The sequence below is a fragment of the Bradyrhizobium sp. Cp5.3 genome (assembly GCF_000426265.1).
Lineage (GTDB): Bacteria > Pseudomonadota > Alphaproteobacteria > Rhizobiales > Xanthobacteraceae > Bradyrhizobium > Bradyrhizobium neotropicale.
Genome location: NZ_AUFA01000051.1, coordinates 1 through 16,121 on the forward strand (window position 1 = coordinate 1; position 16,121 = coordinate 16,121).

Below are 16,121 nucleotides of genomic sequence, written 5' to 3' on the forward strand. Positions count from 1 at the left end.
AGCTTCGTCGATCGCTCGCCTGTACCAACATCGCCGAGAACATGATGGGCACCATTCGCCGCGTCACGCGCAACGTCAAACGCTGGCGGGATGCCGGTATGGCCTTGCGATGGGTCGCGGCCGGCATGATCGAGGCCAACAAGGGCTTCCGACGATTGAAGGCGCATAAGCAATTGTCGGTTCTGCGTGCGGCTCTTCAAGCTCGCCACAATCGCATGACGATCAACCCCGTTGCCCACGTCACGAGGGCCGCGTAACATTCATTCCGGCAACGTCGGCCCGACCTAGTTCAACAGCGATCGGGACATCCCCCCCGCTCGTGGTGATATTGAGATAGCGTATGGCGGTCTGAATTTGCGGGGCGACATTGTTCCAATAGAACTGCGGGTACTTGTAAACGACGTCGGCAGGCGTTTCGTAGCCGAGCTTCCTGTTCAACCCGATTTCCTCAAACTCGTAGAACAGCGCATTCGATTTTCTCAGGTAATTGGGATCACCAAGCTGACCGATAAGATCGGCGGCCCGCAGCAACATACCTTCCTCTTCGATCAATTCGTCGTTCGAAGAAGCCGTATAGGGAAAGCGCGTAAATTCTATGGCTCGGACAATTCGACTTGCGTCGACCTCTTCGACTGAGCCGAGGCGCTCGGAGACGAACAGCTTTGATCGGTCCACATGATAGGGTGCGAGCGCGGCGTCCGACGACCCTCTCGGAAGACGAATTGTTTGGCCGGTCAAATCTGCGACATAGGAGTCTTCGCTATCTCCTTGAACGATCCCGCGCACGTATCCGATATCGTGGGTAAGGCAGGCGAGGATGAAATTTGCGTAATCCACGGCTGTTGTCGGCCGCGACAACATTCGCCCCATTAGGATGTCGTGCCCCGCAAGAGTAACAAGCATAGTGTGCTCTATGTCATGATACAGGGCGTCGCTGTTACCGATGCATTCCAATGTAAGTCTGGCGGCAAACGGAAGGACTTCGGTCAACCGGGCATGCGAGGAACCAAACCTGTCTCGCGTATCGGACGTTAGAAACGACGATAAAGTCTGGGCCAGCAGTTCTGGAATCGTGATCATCTGGACACCCGCCCACTGTTGTTGGAGCAGAGCAACCGCGCGCCGTCGCCAATCCGAAGAATCGGTCCCCGACTTCCGTTCGGAACGCTTGACCTAGATCAAAGGTCGGCTCGGGTCGCCATCGGCGGCCATCCGGTCCAGGCCCCCTCGTTCGTCACATAGGTCAATCCGATCGCGGCCCCAATGCAGGCAGGGTCGATCTCAGCGCGCGGCCAACCTCCTGTACGCCGCAATTGCTCGCTTGAGATCGCCATACTCGTCGCAAGGAATGAGGCAGAGATTTTCAAGCGCGGCGAGGAGTTGCTCGGCTTTCTCCGGCTCGCCAAGGACCAAATAGGCTTCACCGAGATGCGCGTACGCTCCACGGTGGCGGGGGTTCAGGATCAGCGCCTGCTGATAATGGCCGATGGCCGGACCTAGCTGACGCAGCCGTCGATAGGCATAGCCGATATAGTTCTGGGTATCGGCATTAAGGGGATCGCGCAACGCGGCGAGCTCGAACGCCGCGATTGCTCCGTTCCAATCCTCTGCTGCGAGCGCCTTCTTGCCTGCCTTGAAATCGGGATCGAGCTGCACCCAATCGGCATCCGCCGCGACCGACGTCATTGTGGTGCAGATCGGCCAGGCCTCAGACCTGATTGCCGTCCCGGCTTTACCGTCAAACCCGTCAAATGGCGGTTTGGTCCACCATTCTGGCGGGCTTTCCGTGTAAGCCGCAACACCGGCAACCAGCCCCCCGAGCGCTGCAGCCACTATGATTGCGCGGACCATCGCTGTTATCTCGGCATCGAGGCCGTCAGGTAACTTGCCGACGACCGGTAAATCATTGTTTTGCACTGCCTACAGTGGCCGTTTGCAGGAATGTTTTGGCGTCGCGGACTTCCTTTCGCTCCGTATCCGCGTTCCTGGTCAGCTCGACCAGCTTGCCGAAGTACTGATCCGCCTTCTGGCGGTCGCCGGCGAGATCTGCGGCACGGCCGGCTCCCCAGAACGCGCGAAAGCGATTGGGGGTTTGCTTCAGCGCGGTCTCGTACTCGTTCAGAGCGGCTGCAGGCTGCCCTGCCTCGAGCAGCAATTCGGCCAACAATTCGCGGAACGGGAATAGGCGATTCTCCATCGCCACGTGCTTGAGGCTGCCGTCTTCGCCGTCGGCGGCCGCCCGCATGAAACGCAGTGCCTTATCTGCATCGCCTTCCTTCACTGCCACCCAGGCTGAAACGGCAAGCATCTGCTCGTCGGTACGGTCGGCCCAGTAGGATTGATCGGCACCCTGCAGCGTTGCGCGCAATCCCTTCATTGCTTCGATCTCTTCCCTGGCACCGGCGAGATCGCCGGTACGCGCCATGCCGAGACCGCGCGTAAAACGAATCAAGGAGTCCGCCATTGGATATTTGGTGGGCGTCATCGGCAACGCCGCGGCGCCGGCCCAGTCCCCCCGCTCCAAGACATAGCGCGCTGGCATAGCGGCCTTGGCGGTGAAGTTGACGAAGTTGATCGGTCGATCACCGCGATCGGCCGTGGCAAGCGACTTTTTGATCATCGCATCGGCTTTGGCGTCCTGCGCGAGTTGCAGATGCGCATAGACGGTAAAATCTGCCGCGTGATAGTAGTCCGGCTGGATCTCGAGCGCCGAAGCGTTCGAGGCGATCGATTCCTCCCAAAGCCCGACCATGGAATAGATGTGCGATGGCATGTGCCGCGCGTGGGGTACGGCAGGAGCAATGCCGGCATAGCGCCGAGCGGACGCAACGCCCTTTTCGGCGAGGGGCGCAAAGTCGTAGGCATGAATGAGGTAATGCGTCACGCCTGGATGTTGCGGGTTCTGTTCAAACAGCTTTTCCAGAAGGGCCGCAGATTTGAGCTGGTTGGCGTAGGAGAGATCGTTCTTCGGTGCCGAAGCCTGTAACGTCAGCGCATAATATGCCTGCACCTCATAGTCGTCAGGATAGCTTTGCGCCATCCGCTCCATGGCGGCATTGTAGGCCGCCAGACGAGCATCCACTGCAGCATTGTCATAGTCCCGGAAGTACGCGGCCAGCGCCTCGATCCAATCGCGCTCACGCGGCGTCTTCGGCCCGACAGCGCGGGCTTTTTCCAGTGCCTCCCAGGCCGCCTGGGCCTCCGCTCGCGTCGGCGTGGTCGCCAGCGTATTGCCGAGAAGATCCATCGCAACACCCCAATAAGCCATGGCGCACTTGGGATCCTGCTGCAGTATCGCTTCGAACTTCCGCCGGGCGATCAAGAACCAATACGAATGCAGCATCGCGACACCGCGATCGAACTCGGCCTGCACGTTGGGATCGCAGGACGTAGGAAAAGTCACGTTACCGAGCTTTTGGTCCTGCTGCCCGAATGCGCCGCTTGCCAGGGCTGCAGTTATCAGGCCGCTCGCCAACACCATTCGCGCCGACTGTATGCTCATCACAATCCCTCCTCTCCTCCAGGATAGATAGTGGCGCGCGAACTTGCACCACGACCGCTGCGCCTGGCGCCTGTTCGGGATATTCCTGATTGCTGCTGTGCAGTTGCGTAGCGAAAATGCGGCCGAAGGCTTCCCAAAGCGCGACAATCGCGCTCGCACAACCAGTTATTGTGCTTGCCTGCTGACACTCTCGCTATAACCAAACCAATGCAATCGCCTAACGTCGAATTGCCAGGTCGCGATTGGCAACTATTCCACTTCTGGTGTCCCTAAAACAGCAGGAAGACTTCCGTACTTGGCTTCCGCGATCAACCCTGCTGTCGCCTTCGGCTGCGGGCAATTACGATGAAGCCGCGGCGGGGTTGTAAGTGGAGAAAGACCCCCAGCCGGCTTAGCTTTTTGCGAAGCCTCCCTGTCCCACAAGGGAAGAAGGAGGAGAGGCGAGCTTCTCAGCCAGCCTGAAGCGCAGCGTGAACTCGGCGCCGCCGCCGGGGAGGTTTTCGACCACGATCGTCGCGGCGTGATCGTCGGCAACGGCGCGCACGATCGATAGGCCAAGGCCCGCGCCGTCCGTGCGCTGGCGGTCGGCACGCCAGAAGCGCTGGAAGATCAGCTCACGCTCCTCCTCCGCGACACCGGGACCGCAATCGCGCACCCGCACCGAGCCGTCGTCGCCTACCTCGACATCGACGGACGTATCCTTCGCGGTGAACTTGATGGCGTTTTCGGCGAGATTGAAGATCGCCCGTTGCAGCATCACCGCATTGCCGTGGATCATCACCGGCGCCTCAGTACCCTTCAACGCGATGTCCTTGTGCTGGGAAAGCGCGAATGGCGCGATCGCGGCGATCACCTCGGCGCAGACGGCACGCAAATCCGCGGTCTCGCCGGGATCGATCACCAGCGTGTCGAGCTCTGCGATCTCGAGGAGCTGAGCCACGATCCGGCTCATGCTTTCGATGTCGGCGTGCAGCGCCTGGCTCACCGCGCCATCGCCGAGCGTGTCGATCCGCGTGCGAAGGATCGCCAGCGGCGTGCGCAATTGGTGCGCGGCGTCGGCCGTGAACTGCCGCTGCACGCGAAACCCATCCTCGAGACGGTCGAGCGCCTGGTTGACGGCGGTGACCAGCGGCATGATTTCGCGCGGAATCTGCTCGGTCGGCAGGCGGATATCGGTACGAGACGGGCCGATATTGCTCGCCTCCTCCGAGGCCTTCCACAGCGGCGCGACCGCGCGGCGGAAGATGATGATGTCAGTGGCGAGCAGGACCAAGAGGATCGGGATGGTGATCCATCCGACGCGGCGAAAGAAGTTCGAGATGATGTCGTCGATGATGACGTCGCGATGCGCCAGATCCTCGGCGACCCGGATGCGGACGGTCTTGCCGCCGATGGTCCGGCTGACGCCCGCGCCGGAAATGGTCTCGGACAGCGGCGGTGCCGGTGTGCCCGGGCGCCGATGCGAGGAGAACAGCAAGCGGCCGTCGGCATCGCGGATGTCGTACTGATAGCGGCCATAAGCGTCCGAATAGAGGCCCCTGAGACTGTCCGGTAGATTGAACGTCAACGTGCCGTCCGGCTGCACGGCGATGCGCTCCGCCAGCACCTCGGCCTGGGCACGCATCGCCTCGCGATGGAGCTGGTCGATCTCCGAGTTGAGCAGCCAGAACAGCACCAATGGCAGGAAGATCGCAACCACCGCGACCGCGACGATGTGCAGGAACACGATGCGCCAAATCAGCGACTTGAACGTCGGCGATCTCGCAATGGCCCCGGCCGTCGCCACGCTACTTCTCCTCGGCCATCAGATAGCCGACGCCGCGGATGGTGTGGATCACGACCTTGGCGCCGTGCTCGGCGAGCTGCTTGCGCAGCCGCGAGACGTAGACCTCGACCGCATTGGAGGCAACCTCTCCCTCGAGCCCGAAGATGTGGTCCTCGACATTCTTCTTCGGCACCACCCGCCCCTGCCGGCGGAGCAGGATCTCGAGCACCGAGGTCTCGCGCGCGGAGATGATCCGCGGCTGGTCGTCGACGAAGATCTGGCGGCTCTCGGTGTCGTAGACGAGGTTGGCGAGGCGCAGCGAGCGGCCGAGCAACTGGCCCGGGCGGCGCAGGATCGCCTCCAGCCGCGCCACCAGTTCCTCCATCGCGAACGGTTTTGCGAGATAATCGTCGGCCCCGCTGCGCAGGCCGTTGACGCGGTCCTGCAGTCCGCCGCGCGCGGTCAGCACCAGGATGGGCAGCGGATCCATCTGCCGGCGCAGCTCGCGCAGTACCGACAGGCCGTCGCCGTCGGGCAGGCCGAGGTCGAGGATCATCGCGGCATAGCTGACATTGTGCACCGCCTCGCGCGCCTCCGCGGCGCTGCTCACGATGTCGCTCTCATAGCCCGCCGCCGACAGCCCGTGAGCTACGAGCCGCGACAGCTCGGCATTGTCCTCGACAATCAGAAGACGCATCGCATTCCCGGTGTAACCACACGGCTCGCGCCGTATCTTGGCTCTTTCTACCATTCCAGGCGCCTCGGCCAGCGAAAAAGCGCCCGGCGGGCCAATCTCTCCTGCCTGTCAGGTTTGTGTAAGCCAATCAGGACGCGTCCCACACGGCCGCGAATGTTGCCGTTAGGGTGTGACGAGAAGGCATTGCCGCTTCTAGGCGCAAATCGGACACATAGGGCGCCCCTGGCTAAGGCCAGCTTTTGACCCGTTGCAGACTTTCAAGCGGCGACAGCTCAGATTGGTTATTGGCCCGCCTCCTTGCTTTAGGGGACCGATCCCTTTGAGAAACGCTCGATGAGAGCGCGACAATGCGGCTCACCAAATTGTCGGGCCCAAGCCTCTTTGGCGTCGATCTCGAGTTGACGAGCGTGCAAAGCTTTTTCTTGCCAATGTGGCCACTGGAGCGGCCGCTGATGACGTGCCCAGAAGTTCATACAGTAACGCTGTCTGCCGAGGGTCGAACGTCGCCATGAAGTAACCTTGGTCCTCAAGACTTCGCCGTTGCGGGTATCTGACCGGGCTCGAACGGACCCGGCTCGAAGAAGCCCTCGACCGATTCGACCTTTGCATAGTTCTCGGCGATGCTCTCGGGTGTCAGATGCGGATCGTGGAAGCCACGTCCCATGACGATAGCGATACGTTGGATTGCTCCAGCTTCCACGTTGTAGATCCTGTTCGTCTCCGAACAACTATCGCTTGCAAGCCAGACGACCGCTGGCGCAACAGCCTCAACCGGCATTGTGGCTTCGCTCTGCTTCAGCCAAGCGGGATCCGCAACCGCCGCTGGGTGCATCCTCGTGTACCCGGCCGGCGAAATGGTGTTCACGAGAATCCCATGCTCAGCACCTTCAATTGCAAGAATGCGCATCAATCCAACTACGGCGCACTTGGCCGCAGCGTAGGTGGCTTGGCCACGTATCCCAAACAGGCCGCTGACTGACGTCGTGAGGATGATCTTCCCGTAGCGCTGTGCGACCATATACGGCCAGGCAGCCTTCACCGTGTTAACCGGCCCGCCGAGGTGCACCCGCCAATAGTGATCGAAATCGTCAAGGGTGGCGTCCTCGAATAGCTGACTTCCGCAGATACCAGCGTTGTTCACGAGGAGGTCTATTCTCCCGAAATGCTCGATCGTCGTCGCGATCAGATCACTGCCACCTTCAGGGGTGGAAACATTGCTGTCATTCGCGATTGCCTCGCCTCCACGGGATCGAATGAAATCCGCCACCAGTTCCGCGATCGTGGAATCCTTCCCGAACCCCGATACGTCGGTGCCCAGGTCGTTCACAACGACCCGCGCGCCGCGTTCGGCGAGAAGTTCGACGTATGCCCGCCCAAGCCCGCGACCTGCGCCAGTAACAACCGCGACCTTTCCCTCCAACGAAATTCGTTCTGTCATCTCGCTATCCTCCTTCCGGCAAGATTGGATGTGTCTTCGCGCAACCGTGACACCAACTGCCCGGGCGCTATGTCCCTTTGGCAAAGCCAGATTCACCTCCCCCGCAATTGACAATGCGTCCGCGTTCGGGAAGTTCGCTGATGACTGCTTGTGGCCCTGGGCTGACCGTCGGCGAATGTTGTCCCTCCGGCAGTTTTTGCCCCTATCAGACCTCGGCCCGGTCGCGCAGCGCCAACCGCGTCGTCTTCAGAGGTTGGCCTCCATGCTGAGAAAGCTGCTAGGCTGGAGCGCTTCCTGAACACGACGCCCGGCGAGCCCTCACGATGGGAAGCATTTTAGGCAGATGACGCTTCATGAGATCATGGACCAGAGCCCGGCAAGCTTTGCCGTGCAGGCAGTAGCAGCTACCTCGCGACGAAAGACGTGAACTCAATCAGGCCAGCTGGTCGAGCAACGCCCTGGCCTCCCTCAGGATCGGCGTGTCGAAGCCTTCGGTGAACGAGCCATACACCGGCACGAAGAGGTCGCGTGCTTTCGTGCACCTGCCTTGATCGCGCCACAGGCGGGCGAGGCTGGTCGCAGCGCGCAGTCCAAACGTCCTTGCGCTCTGGCGCTCAGCTACAGCGAGCGCTCGACGATAATTCTGCTCCGCAGCGGCCTGGTCGCCACGCGCATTCATCATGTCGCCTCGAAGTCGGTGCAGCTCGGCCTCACTGGACCGTTCCTGGGTCGCTTCGATGAGCTGCGCGGCCTCGACAAGGCATTGCTGCCCCTCCTGCAGACGCCCGACCTTGGCGTGAGCCTCGGCGAGAAAGCAGAGCGCGCGCGGCGTGTGTACCACAGCTCCGACACCACGAAGCACCGAGAGCCCTTTCGCGAGCAACGCAAGGCCGTCCTGTGGCTGTCCAAGTGCCGTCAATGAGCGACCATGTTGGAGAAGTCCGAGGCCCAACCAAAGCGGAAAGCCATGCTCGTTCGAGAGAGCCACCAGTTCCTCCGCATGCCGTAATGTGTCATGCGGCAAGCCGGCGGCCGCCTCCACCGCACACACCTTGCTCAACACAAAGGCCACCGTGAACGGATGGTCGAGCGAACGGGCTTCTGACAACGCCTCGTCCGCGCGCGCGCGTCCCTGATCGATGTGGCCCAGAAGCGCCAATGTCAACGCCAAGTGACCCTGGCTCGCCGCGCGCGGATCGGCCACCGCTATGGCGGCGCAAATCGCGCGAGCGGCCGGATCTCTCAAGCCATCACACAGCTCGAGAAGGCCGCGCGCTGTCACAAACTCCCCGCGATAGTGACAACTGGCGCCGTGGATATAGTGACCCAGCAGCAGAGTGGCTTGATCTTTTCTTGTCTCGCCCAATTTCTCCATCCGCTCGGCAAGCGACACCGCCAGCTCGTGCTCGGCACGAACCGAATGGAAGCCCCATTGGAAATAGAGCAGCGGAGCCAGACGATCCGGTCGATCGAACCGCTCGGCGAGTGCCCGCGCCCTGACGAGAGTATCGGCCACCGCCGGCGCCGAGTACCCCCTGGCGGCCATCAGGGCCCGCCCGAGGGCAATCTCCAGGTCGAGCTCGTGCTGCGCAGGCCGCAACTCCTCGGGCATGTTCGCAAGCAATTCGAGGCCTTTCTGCAACTGCGCCACCGCTTCCGTCATCGCCGATCGCGCGACGGCCTGCTGGCCGGCCTTCAGCCGGTAGCCGACCGCCTTCTCGTTGAAACCGGCCTCGGCACAATGGTGGGCCATGAGTTGGGGCTGAGCAGCCACGATTTCAGGGAACTGTCTCTCTAGCGTCGTTGCAACGCGAGCATGGATCTGCTGGCGTCGACCGCGCAGCATGGTGCTATAGGCTGCGTCCTGCACCAGCGCGTGCTTGAAGGTGTACTCTGCATCAGGCGGGATCCCCCGCTGGAAGACCAGTTCGGCGCTTACGAGCTGGGCCAAGGCCCCGTCCACCTGTTGCTGCGGCATGGCCGCGACGGCGCTGATCAGCTCATGCGAGAACGAGCGCCCAAGGGCAGCTCCGATCTGCGCCATCTCGCGCACGGGCGCCAAGCGATCGAGCCGTGCCAGGAGCGAGGCGTGGAGCGAGGTAGGGATGGCAAGCCGAGGCACAGGCCCCCTCGCATCAAAGCGGTCGCCAGCGTCAGCCAGCATGCCGCTCTCGATCACCGCCTTGGTCAATTCCTCGATGAACAGCGGTATGCCATCGGTCCGATCGATGATTCCTTCGACGATCTCCCGCGGCAACGCCTTGCCGCCGGTCACCCGCATGATCATCTCGGCGCGCTGTCGATGCGGCAGCCGACTGAGACTGATCAATGTCACGTGCGGGCGCCCGATCCAGGCTGGCGCGAACTCTGGCCGGAAAGTGATGATCAACAAGACCCGGAGGGTGGCCACGCGGTCGACGATGCGGTCCAACAGGTCGAGCGAGGTAGGGTCGATCCAGTGCACATCCTCGAACACCATCAGCACGGGCCGGCGTGCCGCCAGTCCTTCGAGCTGGGCCAGGAGGACCCCAAGCGTCTTCTCCTTGCGCTTCTGAGGGGTGAAGTTAAGCGGTGGATAGCGATCGCCGATCGGCACGGACAGCAGGTCTGCGATCAGAGGGACGGCCTCGCTGAGGTCAGCGTTTGCCTCTGCGAGCAGCGCTTCGAGCTTGTCTAACCGTTGCCGGTCCGTATCGTCGCGCCTGAATCCCGCCGCCCGCCCGAGCTGTGAGATGGTCGGGAAAAGCGCGCTGTCCTGATGGTGCGGCGAGCAGAAACGGCGCAAACGAATATGTGGATCATCGCTCAGCCGCTCCAGCACGGTTTCGGCGAGGCGCGATTTGCCGATGCCGGGCTCACCCGATATCAGCACGACCGAACCGTCGCCGTGTTTTATCTGCTGCCAGCGGCGCATCAGCAGCTCGATCTCCTCATCGCGGCCGAGCAGTGGCGTTCTGGCTACGCGCAAGGCCTCGAAGCGGCTATCGATCGCGCTCGCACCGATGACTCGCCAGACCGGCAGCGGGTCGCTGAAGCCCGTAATGGACACGCTCCCGAGAGGGAGATACTCGAAGAGTCCACCGACGAGGCGGCGGGTGCTGCCGTCGATGACCACCGTATCCGGCTCGGCCAGCGCCTGCAGTCGCGAGGCCAGATTGGGGGTTTTACCGACCACCCCATGTTCCTGCGATGCGCCATCCCCAATGAGATCGCCGACGATCACCAGACCAGTGGCAATGCCAACTCGCACTCGCAATCTTGCCTCCGGGCCGACATCGAGTCCTGCCACGGCCGCAACCAATGCCAGCCCGGCGCATACCGCGCGCTCCGCATCGTCTTCATCGGCCAGCGGATAGCCGAAATATGCGAGCACGCCGTCGCCCATGTATCTGGCGACGAACCCTCCAGATTTCTCGATTTGCTCGGCACAGCAGCGGTGGTACTTGCCAATGATGTCCCGCAAGTCCTCAGCGTCGAGCCTGGTCGAGAGCGCTGTCGAGCCAACAAGATCAGCGAACATCACCGTGAGTTGACGTCTCTCGGCTGCGGCCCAGGGAGTATGCACGGGTCTCGCGCCGGTCTCAGTGAACTCGGCAATCGCGCGTAACATCTTCTTGCGATGGCCGAGCGAGACACCGATTTTTTCGAGGTCATAGTCGGTCAGGTCGCGCAGAACGCCTGGATCAATGTCGTTCTCGGCAAAGCGCTGCGCGTATTGTCCTAGGCCAAGGGTGTTGAGCCAGTCCGCAATCTGTTGCATTGGCTCCCTCGACTGTCTGTTTGACGGCCAGCCGAATTTTGGACTACGGCAAACTAACGTTATCCCGATCCTTTCAGCAAAACATGCTTTAGTTCGCGGCATAAGGCCGCCGCGGGCCCTTCGATCTTTGCCAAAATGGTGCGACAATACAGGCGCCCGCTACCAAGCCGCGAGTGGCACGATCAGAGCAACTCGATTTGCCGTATGCGCCCGATTTCGGCGGCAGGGAGCGTTGCGGCTTTTGATCGAGGCTGGTTCATATGCCGGCGCCAAAATACTGTGCGACGTCCGCTTCTGTAAGCAATTGGCTGATCGAACTGGCTCTCTGTGAAGTCATGAGGCCGTGGACAACGACCATGCCTTGCACAGCGCGCTTTGAACTTCATCAATATCGAAGCTCACCGTCACCCCGAACATCGGCACCGAGGTGCAAATTCGGATTATACGATTGTCGACCTTTGCCACTGTTTTGCCCGACGTGTCAAATGCCGTTGTAGCTCGTGGGGCGTGGAGCGAAGCGAAACCAGTCGCTCGGCAGCGCCGCCACTCAGAACTAGTTAAACGCAAACCAGGCCTTGGCAACAAACGTCGCGCCGCACCAGTTCGAGACCAGGCCGTCAGGGTTGGTGACGAGATTAACGCGGCCACCCGGCCGAGCGTTTGGATCGCCCGTAAAGACAAAGCAGTTTTCCTTCGACAGATTGGTGTCGTAGTAGCGCAGATCGAGGTTGAACGCCTTGTGGGTGAAGGTCACGCCCGCCTGCCAATTGAGATAGCCAGGTAGCGGGAAGCCGCCGAGTTGCGCGGCCTGATTGCCGAACCAGGAATAGCCGGCGGCAGCCGTGAACGATACGGCCAGGTTCTGCGGCAACAGGTGGCCGGGCACATCGTAGCCGACGCCAGCCGCGGCGTATTGGCTCCAGGAGCCGGTGTTCGAGACATTAGGAGAATAGGCGAAGCCGGCCGCGACACGGATATGTTCGCCGATGCGACGATCGCCGCGAACAACAGCCTCCCAATAGTTGATGCCATTGGTCTCGCCGGGAAGCCTTTCACCCGGATAGGCGAAATAGGTGACGCCAAGATCGAAATCGATGTTTGCGATCTTCGGGCGGATACCGCCGGCAAAGGTAAACTCCGCGGCTGGCTCGGTCGGTAGCTTGACGGTGGCCACCGTAGTTCCGGCGTATAGCGGACCAAATCTTGTTTCGAAGGCGGCGCCGGCCGCGGGCCCATGATCGGAAAGCGTGATCCCGCGATAGATGTAGTCGGATGCAACGCCCGCGCGGGCGCTAAATTCGAGCCCGTTTGCCGAGGTTTGACCGCTGGTGTCGGCCCCTGACCATCCGCGATTGCCAAGACCAATCGCACTGCCTGGACCTGGGGGATTGGCTTGCGCCAGAGCGCCGGTCATTGGTGCAAGCCACAACCCGACCAACGCAGCGCATGAGGCATCGCGTAGCCGCCGAACCGATGCAACGCCCTGCCGCCTCACTGTCGCTATCCTCCAAGAGCTACCGCTACTCCAACGAGCGCACCACCAACAGCGACCATCGCAAGACCAGCCGCCCAAGGCCGCAGCCCGCTTTGAATTCCAAACACGTAGCCGCAGCAGAACAGCATCACGATAGCGACGGCGTAGGAGGCGCGCAGCGCCACTCTGGCGTCGCTCAGAAACAGAAACGGGATGACCACCGGGAAGGTCGAAAGGAAGCTTAGCAAGCAAAGGCCCAACGCTCCGATCCAATCGCGCTTCGTCAGTCCTGGGCCGTGGGACGGCTCGGGCAACTGCCGTAATTTCTGCCGCATCAATTCCAATTGCTGCGCAGACAGAAACGCCACCAATTCCGGTGCCAGTGTGCCAGCGATGACGCGGCGCGCCGTCTCGGAATCCGGGGCCCGCCGCACCGCGTGGAGCGTTCGAATCTTCTCTCCCCGACTGTTGATCCGGCCCAACAGATAAAGACCGCCATCAACGATGCCCCAGGCCAGGTTGCAGCCGAGCGCACCGATCAGCATGGTCTGAAGATTGATATTGGCCCCCGTTGCGATTCCGAGCGAGCAGATAAAGGTGAGAGCCATGATCAGGCCGAACAAGGTCTCCGAGATCCGTTCCATCGGATCCAGCACGCTACCGAACAGAGAATCTGAAGCTTCTGACATCTTGGTCACAAACCCCATGGCCTCCTGCACATTCATCGACAAACCGGTACGGGGGTTTTCGCGCAGGTCCGAACCTTGTCAATTTGAGATAGATCAATCTATCGGCCCATCGGGATGGGACCCAGTCGCTCGGCGGGGCCGGCCCTGAACGACGATGGTGCTCATGCGCTGGTCATCCCGCTCGAGCTCTCGAAATCCGATGCGGCCCCCGGTTGCGCGATGATCGCCTCGTCCGGCTGATTTGCCCCGAGGTGTCAAACTGTTGGCAGCATCCACAGGGCCGCGCGCCCTCCCTCCTCGTCTACTTTGCATGGGGTTGTTTTCCACATTTTTGGTGGGAGCCCCTTCCAGAACGCTGTGGCGGCAACGCCCCGGAGCCTTCGCTCCAGGGCTCTGCATGCGAGAGATCGCGCGCGGTCAGCTCTGCGAGTGGCGCGCCATGAAGATGTCGTAGCCGACCTCCGCGACCTGGAACCAGGCATAGCCGTCGCTCGAGAACTTGTTCAAGGACTCGTAGACCTTCTTGAAGTTGGGATTGGTCGCGCTGACCTCGCTGTGCAGCTCCTTGGCCGCCTTGTAGCAGGCGTCCATGATCGGCGGCGAGAAGGCGTGCAGCTTGGTGTTGTTGGCGAGCAGCTTCTTCAGCGCCAGCGGATTGGCCTGGTCGTAGCGCGCCATCATGTAATTGTTGGCGTAGTGCCCGGCCTGCTCCAGCACGCTTTGATAATACTTCGGCAGCGCGTTCCACTTGTCGAGGTTGACGAAGGCCAGCAGCATCGGCCCGCCTTCCCACCAGCCAGGATAGTAGTAGTGCGGCGCGATCTTGTAGAAGCCGAGCTTCTCGTCGTCATAGGGGCCGACCCATTCGGCGGCGTCGATGGTGCCCTTCTCCAGCGCCGGATAGATGTCGCCGCCGGCGAGCTGCTGCGGCACCACGCCGAGCTTCTGCAGCACGCGGCCGGCGAAGCCGCCGATGCGGAATTTCATACCCCTGAGATCGTCCGGCGTGTTGACCTCTTTCCTGAACCAGCCGCCCATCTGGCAGCCCGTGTTGCCGGCGAGCAGTGAGATCACGTTGTAGCTCTTGTAGAACTCGTTGAGCACCTCGCGGCCGCCGCCCAGCATGTACCAGGCCTGGTTGATGCGCATGTTGGGACCGAACGGCACCGACGAGCCGAAGGTGAAGGTCGGATCCTTGCCGAAATAGTAATAGGACGCGGTATGGCCGATCTCGCAGGTGGCGTTCTGCACGGCGTCCAGCACCTGGAGGCCCGGCACGATTTCGCCGGCCGCGAAGGTCTGGATCTGGAATTTATTGTCGGTCGCTTCCGCGACCATCTTGCTCATCAGCTCGGCCCCGCCATAGAGCGTGTCGAGCGATTTCGGCCAGCTCGTCGGCATGCGCCATTTGATCTCCGGCATCGATTGCGCGATCGCGGGAGCAGCGAGCGTGGCGGCCCCTGCCGCACCAAGTCCAGTGACCTTGATGAAATCTCTTCTCTTCATGATTTCCTACCCTGATGGATCGTGATTGTGAGCCTTCTTGGTGAGGCTTGGATCACAGGATGGAACAACGCCGAGTCAATTTCCATGACGATTTCCATCCCGATCGCACTGCGGCAAAGAAAAAGCCCGGCCTCGCAAAAACGAGGCCGGGCGTTTCGTCTTACAACTTAAGCTGTAGATCAGCCGCGGGTGCGCGAGCGGATCATGAAGCTGTCGTAGGTGTATTCGGCGACCTGCCACCACAGATATTCGTCGGAGCGGTAGGCCTGCATGGCGTCGATCGACTTCTTGAAGTCGGCGTTCTTGGCCGAGATCTCCGCCCACAATTCGTTGGTCGCCTTGAGGCAGGCTTCGAGCACTTCGTTGGTGAAGGGACGAAGCTGGGTGCCGCCAGCCACCAGGCGCTTCAGCGCCGCCGGGTTCTGCATGTCGTAGCGCGCAGCCATCCAGCTGTTGGCGTTCGCCATCGCGTTGGTGAGGATCGCCTGGTAGTTCTTCGGCAGGCCGTTCCACTTGTCGAGGTTGACGAAGGAGTGGACGGTGGGACCGCCTTCCCAGAAGCCCGGATAGTAGTAGTACTTGGCGACCTTGGCGAAGCCGAGCTTCTCGTCATCGTACGGACCGACCCACTCGGCGGCGTCGATGGTGCCCTTCTCCAGCGCCGGATAGATGTCGCCGCCGGCGAGCTGCTGCGGCACCACGCCGACCTTCTGGAGCACCTGGCCGGCGATGCCGCCGATGCGGAATTTCAGGCCCGAGAGATCGGCAACGGTCTTGATCTCCTTGCGGAACCAACCGCCCATCTGGGTGCCGGTGTTGCCGCAGGGGAAGCCGATCACGTTCGACTTCTTGAAGAACTCGTTGCCGAGCTCCATGCCGCCGCCCTGATACCACCAGGAGTTCTGCTGGCGCGCATTGAGGCCGAACGGCACCGAGGCGTAGATCGCGAAGGTCGGGTCCTTGCCGACATAATAGTAGGACACGGTGTGGCTCATCTCGACCGTGCCGTTGGAGGTCGCATCGAGCGCCTGGAGGCCGGGGACGACTTCGCCGGCAGCGAACACCTGGATCTGGAATTTGTTGTCGGTCATCTCGGCGACGTACTTCGCCACCTGCTCGGCGCCGCCGTAGATGGTGTCGAGCGACTTCGGGAAGCTCGAAGTCAGGCGCCACTTCACCTCGGGCGAGGACTGCGCGATCGCCGGCGAGGCCACTGCGGTTGCCGCCGCGCCTACTGCCGACACTTTCAGGAAATCACGACGCTTCATCTTCAGGTCTCTCCTTGCTGGG

The 16,121-nt window shown here is 61.6% G+C and carries 11 protein-coding genes and 1 pseudogene; 1 reads left to right on the plus strand and 11 read right to left on the minus strand.

The annotated features are described in order from the left end of the window. Positions 1–257, plus strand: a pseudogene (locus tag K289_RS46380) (IS256 family transposase); the annotation flags it as partial. Here K289_RS46380 and K289_RS0136050 read toward each other — a convergent pair. The 11 genes from K289_RS0136050 to K289_RS0136105 all read right to left on the minus strand — a co-directional run bounded on the left by K289_RS0136050 (position 241) and on the right by K289_RS0136105 (position 16,099). Continuing rightward, complete coding sequence (locus K289_RS0136050; protein ID WP_027555875.1) at positions 241–1,080, minus strand: hypothetical protein; 840 nt, start codon at positions 1,078–1,080, stop codon at positions 241–243. The pseudogene K289_RS46380 and the gene K289_RS0136050 overlap by 17 nt on opposite strands. A 201-nt stretch (positions 1,081–1,281) precedes the next feature. Beyond that, positions 1,282–1,917, minus strand: a complete 636-nt coding sequence (locus K289_RS49440) for a tetratricopeptide repeat protein (RefSeq protein WP_084788855.1) — start codon at positions 1,915–1,917, stop codon at positions 1,282–1,284. After that, the gene (locus tag K289_RS0136060; protein WP_051311165.1) at positions 1,904–3,502 is read right to left on the minus strand and encodes a hypothetical protein; all 1,599 of its coding nucleotides are present in this window, start codon (positions 3,500–3,502) and stop codon (positions 1,904–1,906) included. Before K289_RS0136060 ends, K289_RS49440 begins: the two co-directional genes overlap by 14 nt. A gap of 391 nt (positions 3,503–3,893) precedes the next feature. Beyond that, positions 3,894–5,288 carry an ATP-binding protein gene (locus K289_RS0136065; RefSeq protein ID WP_027555877.1) on the minus strand — a complete coding sequence of 465 codons (1,395 nt, stop codon included), beginning with the start codon at positions 5,286–5,288 and terminating at the stop codon, positions 3,894–3,896. A 1-nt stretch (position 5,289) separates the two neighbouring features. Next, a complete protein-coding gene (locus tag K289_RS0136070) occupies positions 5,290–5,964 on the minus strand; it encodes a response regulator transcription factor (RefSeq protein ID WP_027555878.1) in 675 nt (224 codons plus the stop codon). A gap of 526 nt (positions 5,965–6,490) precedes the next feature. After that, complete coding sequence (locus K289_RS46390; protein ID WP_063614258.1) at positions 6,491–7,402, minus strand: SDR family NAD(P)-dependent oxidoreductase; 912 nt, start codon at positions 7,400–7,402, stop codon at positions 6,491–6,493. 433 nt (positions 7,403–7,835) lie between these two features. After that, positions 7,836–11,162: an adenylate/guanylate cyclase domain-containing protein gene (locus tag K289_RS0136080; protein ID WP_027555879.1), complete on the minus strand. Its 3,327-nt coding sequence runs from the start codon at positions 11,160–11,162 to the stop codon at positions 7,836–7,838. 553 nt (positions 11,163–11,715) lie between these two features. Further along, positions 11,716–12,576, minus strand: coding sequence for a TorF family putative porin (locus K289_RS0136085; protein ID WP_027555880.1), 861 nt, complete (start codon positions 12,574–12,576; stop codon positions 11,716–11,718). Between the two features lie 86 nt (positions 12,577–12,662). Beyond that, positions 12,663–13,361 carry a VIT1/CCC1 transporter family protein gene (locus K289_RS0136090; RefSeq protein ID WP_051311171.1) on the minus strand — a complete coding sequence of 233 codons (699 nt, stop codon included), beginning with the start codon at positions 13,359–13,361 and terminating at the stop codon, positions 12,663–12,665. Between the two features lie 381 nt (positions 13,362–13,742). Next, a complete protein-coding gene (locus K289_RS0136100) occupies positions 13,743–14,831 on the minus strand; it encodes a TRAP transporter substrate-binding protein (RefSeq protein ID WP_027555882.1) in 1,089 nt (362 codons plus the stop codon). A gap of 179 nt (positions 14,832–15,010) precedes the next feature. Then, positions 15,011–16,099: a TRAP transporter substrate-binding protein gene (locus K289_RS0136105; RefSeq protein ID WP_027555883.1), complete on the minus strand. Its 1,089-nt coding sequence runs from the start codon at positions 16,097–16,099 to the stop codon at positions 15,011–15,013. Positions 16,100–16,121 lie beyond the last annotated feature (22 nt).

What these genes read in the sequence shown, in the direction of transcription:
- K289_RS46390 (WP_063614258.1), bottom strand. Translation starts at nt 7,402, where the DNA reads ATGACAGAACGAATTTCGTTGGAGGGAAAGGTCGCGGTTGTTACTGGC.
- K289_RS0136100 (WP_027555882.1), bottom strand. Translation starts at nt 14,831, where the DNA reads ATGAAGAGAAGAGATTTCATCAAGGTCACTGGACTTGGTGCGGCAGGG.
- K289_RS0136085 (WP_027555880.1), bottom strand. Translation starts at nt 12,576, where the DNA reads ATGACCGGCGCTCTGGCGCAAGCCAATCCCCCAGGTCCAGGCAGTGCG.
- K289_RS0136105 (WP_027555883.1), bottom strand. Translation starts at nt 16,099, where the DNA reads ATGAAGCGTCGTGATTTCCTGAAAGTGTCGGCAGTAGGCGCGGCGGCA.
- K289_RS0136060 (WP_051311165.1), bottom strand. Translation starts at nt 3,502, where the DNA reads ATGAGCATACAGTCGGCGCGAATGGTGTTGGCGAGCGGCCTGATAACT.
- K289_RS0136090 (WP_051311171.1), bottom strand. Translation starts at nt 13,361, where the DNA reads ATGAATGTGCAGGAGGCCATGGGGTTTGTGACCAAGATGTCAGAAGCT.
- K289_RS0136050 (WP_027555875.1), bottom strand. Translation starts at nt 1,080, where the DNA reads ATGATCACGATTCCAGAACTGCTGGCCCAGACTTTATCGTCGTTTCTA.
- K289_RS0136080 (WP_027555879.1), bottom strand. Translation starts at nt 11,162, where the DNA reads ATGCAACAGATTGCGGACTGGCTCAACACCCTTGGCCTAGGACAATAC.
- K289_RS0136070 (WP_027555878.1), bottom strand. Translation starts at nt 5,964, where the DNA reads ATGCGTCTTCTGATTGTCGAGGACAATGCCGAGCTGTCGCGGCTCGTA.